This window comes from Mycobacterium sp. TH-M25, assembly GCF_057473665.1.
On sequence record NZ_JBYCLA010000561.1, the window covers coordinates 1 to 4,214 of the forward strand.

A 4,214-nucleotide genomic window follows, 5' to 3' on the forward strand; every position below is an offset into this window, starting at 1 on the left:
GGACCGTCGGTGCGCGCGCTGAGCAAAACCTCCGGCGTCAGCATCAAGGACCTTTACCAGTTGTTTCCGAAGGGGCCCGCGAAACTGGCCGCGCGAATCGCCGGTATTCCTAAGCCGATTGGCTGCATCTAAGGAGAATGGTGCATCTCATGGACGACCCCATCGAAAAAGTCTCCATCATCATTTCCCAGGGTTCCCTGGAGGGCATCTACCCGGGTCTGATCATGGCGAACGGTGCCCGGGCCGAAGGTATGGACGCGAACGTGTTCTTCACATTTTTCGGCCTGGACGCCATCCACAAGAACCGGCAGAAAGGTATCAAGGTCGCCTCCGTCGGCAACCCGGGCCTGCACGTCCCCACCTGGATCGGTGGACTTCCCGGGATGTCCTGGTTCATGACGCGCCAGATGACAGACCGGATGGCCAAGCTGGACATCCCATCGGTGCCCGAATTCATCGAGATGATCGCCGATACCGGAGCCGGCCTGTATGGATGCAAGGCGTCGGTGGACCTGTTCGGTTTCGGCCCGGAAGACTTCATCGACCAGGTAAAGGACCAGATCATCACCGTTGGCGACTTCTACCAATTGGCAACCGGCGGTCAGATCATCTTCACCTGACTGCGGGCGACGTCGAGGCCTCCGGGAACAACACCGGTAAACGCGATTGCACCAGCCCGCTTCGGGCACGGGCGCGCAGGATCGGGTTTTCGGCCAGCAAGTTGCCGGCGCACACGACGACGTCGGCGGGCTGGACGGTGAGCAGTCGCGCGATCGCATCGGCGACGAAGACGCCACCCGACTCGAAGACCGAGCGGGCAAGCAGAAGTGTGGGCGCATCGGCGATCCGGTAGCTCATCAGGCTGCGCAGCAGGCGACGTCCATCGAAGAGATAGGGTCCATCCTGCTCTATCACGATGGTGTCCACCTTGAGTCCGCCGCGGGTGCGGCGGGCTGCGGCGAGGTCGCCGTCATCGAGGGACAGGACGAGGCCGCAGGCGAGAAAGAGCCAGCCCAGTGCCGGACTCTCGAGGTCATCCAGATCGGCGCCGAACGCGATCAGCCGTTCGGTCGCCTCCGGGAACGCCTTCTGGTAGTTAGCCACCAGGCGGGGTGCGTTCTCATCGATGCGGCCAATCTCATCCAGCAGGTCGGCGCCGCGCATCGGCAGCGGGAGGAATTCGATGACCGATGTGAATTGGCCGTCGAGCTCACGTAGGCCGATGCCGCTGTTCGTGCCCAGCACGGAAAGGTAGGCCACCGCGGCGGTCGCGCCGGCTTTGTCGTGGCACTGGAGGAGTTCGCTGACCTCGCCCTCCTGGTCCGGTTCGGTGGTCGGCGTCATCGGGCGCCTTCGACCAACCCGACGGCGACTTCGTCCAACGGCACGGACCGGATGCGGTCGGCGTGGATACCCCGCTGCCGCAGCTCGGCGAGCACGGCGTCGATGAACGCGGGGAATGCGGCACGCAGTTGCGGGCTGAGACCCACCGCGAGTCCGCTCATGTCTGCAGGGACCATTCCGACGAGTGCGAGATCGAGCGGATCGCCGAGCGCTGTGGCGAGCTTGAGCTGCTGCACCGGATCCACTTCGTGAGCCATGGGCTGAGTGTCCGGCCCCAGCCGCAGCAATTCCTCGGCAGGGAGCCGGTAGACGGCGCCGGGTTCATCGTCGGTGAGCAGCGTGTCCAGTACGAGCAGCCGGGTGCCCGCGTGGAAGTAGTCCATCAACGCGAAGCCAAGCATCGCACCGTCCACCAGCTCGATCGCTGGCCGGAACCGGTAGGCGGCACGTAGATGGTGGACGGCATAAATGCCGACGCCTTCGTCGCGGTAGAGAATGTTGCCCATCCCTACAACAGCGACACCACTCCGGTTCGGCGTAGGCGGGGCTTGCATACTTGTATCCTCCGAAACAGATGGCGATGTCGCTCTCCTTCCACATGACGGTTCGCCACACCTCGTAGTAGATGTGCAATATCGCCCAGGCGAGGATTGGGTACATCATGACGTGATGGGCTATCCGGACGCCACCAAGGCCGCCAAACACGGGCAGGGTCCAGTCGGTGAAGACGTGCATGACCCAGGGCCACCAGCCGCCGACCGGGCTGATGCCGCTCTCCAGACCGGCGACGTAAAGCTGAAGACCGGTGAGCAGCTGGAAGACGACCATTACGTGCAACCCGACGAACAGCAGGGCATTGAACGGGTCGGGGCGGCTGGAGTCGAACCGCTTGCGCCGGTTCAGCATGAGCACGTTGAGGAACGCCTCCTGCAGCCGCCGCAGGTTCGATCGGGTCGGGCGCAATTCCTGGCGCACAACGGGATCCTCGCGGCTGAATAAGTACAGGTAGGCGATGACGATCACGCTCACGTCCAGCACTATCGCGGCCGTCAGGTGGATGGTGCGGTTCCACGCCATGACGTAGGGGTAGTTCGCGGAGTAGAAGGGGTCGGCGATGTAGATCCCCGTCACCGCAGCCGCCACGATCGACAGCGCATTAGTGAAGTGGATGGTCCGCCGCCAAATGCCCATCCGGTTGACCCGGCGGCGTACCGGCGGCCGGGTATCAGACAGCACAGACATCACCAACCTCCTCCGGACGGCTGCAGCTGGTATGAACCGATCTCCCGCCCGCGCGCGTCGACCACGTGCACCGCGCAAGCCAGGCACGGATCGAAGCTGTGCACGGTCCGCAGGATCTCCAGCGGCTGGTCCGGCTTGGCGAGCCGAACCCCCTTGAGTGCCGATTCGTAGGCGCCTACCCGGCCCTTGCCGTCGCGCGGTGATGCATTCCAGGTGGTGGGGACCACCGCCTGGTAGTTGACGATCTTCCCGTTCTTGATCCGGACCCAGTGGCCCAGCGATCCGCGGTTTGCCTCCGTCAGGCCGTAGCCCTGGGCGTCCTTCGAAACTTTCCGGAAGTCAAACGAAGTCCACGTCTGCACGTCGCCGGTCGCGACGTTCTGCTGTAGCTCGGTGATCCAGCCCTTCATCGCCTCGGCGACGATCCGCGTCTCGATCATCCGGGCCGCCGTCCTGCCCACCGTGGAGAACAGCACGCCGATCGGTAAGCCGGCGGCCGCCAGCACGGCATCCACGTGGTTGCGGATGTTGATGTCGCCGGATGCGTAGCCGACGATCATCCGGGCCAGCGGCCCCACCTCTACCCGGTTGTCGTCGTAGATGGGGGGCCTTTATCCAGCTGTACTTCTCGGTCGTTTTCAGGTAGGCGACGCCGTCGCCCCGGTTCAGGCCGGTGTAGTGGGGCTCGGTGACGCCCTGGTAGGGATGCAGCGTCGCGTTGCCCTGATACCAGGAGTGCGTCACGTCTTCAGCGACCTTGGCCTCATCGAACGGATGCACTTTCGACAGGTCACCGTCGAGCACGATTCCCTTGGGGAACAACGTCTTCGCCCCGTACAGCGGTGTGTCGTCCAGTTCATAGCCGCCGTAGGCGAGGTAAGAGCGCAGCCCGGCGCCGACCCCCGCTGCCGCCTCCTGCGCATATGCCTTGCCCACCATCAATACGTCCGGCTTATAGGCCGTCTCGATGAACCGGGAAGTCTCGTCCAGCAGTGAGCCGAACAGCCCAAGGCGTTCCGGGTTCTCGATGTCCTGGACACAGGTGACCCCGCCGACCACGGTCGATTGCGAGTGCGGGTCCTTCGCGCCGAAGATCGCCGTCATCTTCCCCACGTTACGTTGCACGGTAAGGGCATCCAGGTAATGCGAGACGGCGACCAAGTTCTGCTCGGGCGACAACCGGTACGCCGGGTTGCCCCAGTATGCGTTGCCGAAGATACCCAGGCTGCCATGCTTGCCGAAGTTGGTGAGCTTGGCTTGCACCGCCCGATACTGCGACTCACCGGAATTCCACGGGTCATCGGAGTATTCCCTGGCTACCGCGGCCGCCTTCTTCGGGTCCGCCTGCAGCGCGGATAGCAGGTCGACCCAGTCGAGGGCGTGCAGTTGGTAGAAGTGCACAACGTGGTCGCGCAGAAGGATGCTGCCCTGCAACAGGTTACGTACCAAGCGCGCGTTCTTCGGTATGGTCACACCGAACGCGTTCTCCACCGCGCGAATGCTGGCCTGGTAGTGCACGCCGGTGCATACCCCGCAGATCCGCTGGGTGAGCAGACCGGCGTCGCGCGGGTCGCGTCCATTTAGGATAATCTCGACGCCGCGGAACATGGTTCCGGCGGAGTAGGCGT

At 63.9% G+C, this 4,214-nt stretch carries 5 protein-coding genes and 2 pseudogenes; 2 read left to right on the forward strand and 5 right to left on the reverse strand.

From position 1 onward, the window contains the following. Positions 1–9 precede the first annotated feature (9 nt). Both AC2VOU_RS18670 and AC2VOU_RS18675 read left to right on the forward strand, forming a co-directional pair. Positions 10–132 carry a TusE/DsrC/DsvC family sulfur relay protein gene (locus AC2VOU_RS18670; protein WP_486958708.1) on the forward strand — a complete coding sequence of 41 codons (123 nt, stop codon included), beginning with the start codon at positions 10–12 and terminating at the stop codon, positions 130–132. A 17-nt stretch (positions 133–149) separates the two neighbouring features. Continuing rightward, a complete protein-coding gene (locus AC2VOU_RS18675) occupies positions 150–620 on the forward strand; it encodes a DsrE/DsrF/DrsH-like family protein (RefSeq protein ID WP_486958704.1) in 471 nt (156 codons plus the stop codon). Here the strand turns inward: AC2VOU_RS18675 and AC2VOU_RS18680 are convergent. The 5 genes and pseudogenes from AC2VOU_RS18680 to AC2VOU_RS18700 all read right to left on the reverse strand — a co-directional run. Continuing rightward, positions 613–1,344, reverse strand: a complete 732-nt coding sequence (locus AC2VOU_RS18680) for a hypothetical protein (RefSeq protein ID WP_486958705.1) — start codon at positions 1,342–1,344, stop codon at positions 613–615. The genes AC2VOU_RS18675 and AC2VOU_RS18680 overlap by 8 nt on opposite strands. Further along, positions 1,341–1,898, reverse strand: a complete 558-nt coding sequence (locus AC2VOU_RS18685; protein ID WP_486958706.1) for a hydrogenase maturation protease — start codon at positions 1,896–1,898, stop codon at positions 1,341–1,343. The genes AC2VOU_RS18680 and AC2VOU_RS18685 overlap by 4 nt, the downstream gene beginning before the upstream one ends. Positions 1,899–1,935: 37 nt before the next feature. Beyond that, a pseudogene (locus tag AC2VOU_RS18690) lies at positions 1,936–2,586 on the reverse strand (cytochrome b/b6 domain-containing protein); the annotation flags it as partial. Beyond that, a complete protein-coding gene (locus tag AC2VOU_RS18695) occupies positions 2,586–3,146 on the reverse strand; it encodes a nickel-dependent hydrogenase large subunit (RefSeq protein WP_486958707.1) in 561 nt (186 codons plus the stop codon). The pseudogene AC2VOU_RS18690 and the gene AC2VOU_RS18695, both read right to left, overlap by 1 nt. Positions 3,147–3,222: 76 nt before the next feature. Further along, a pseudogene (locus AC2VOU_RS18700) lies at positions 3,223–4,194 on the reverse strand (nickel-dependent hydrogenase large subunit); the annotation flags it as partial. Positions 4,195–4,214 lie beyond the last annotated feature (20 nt).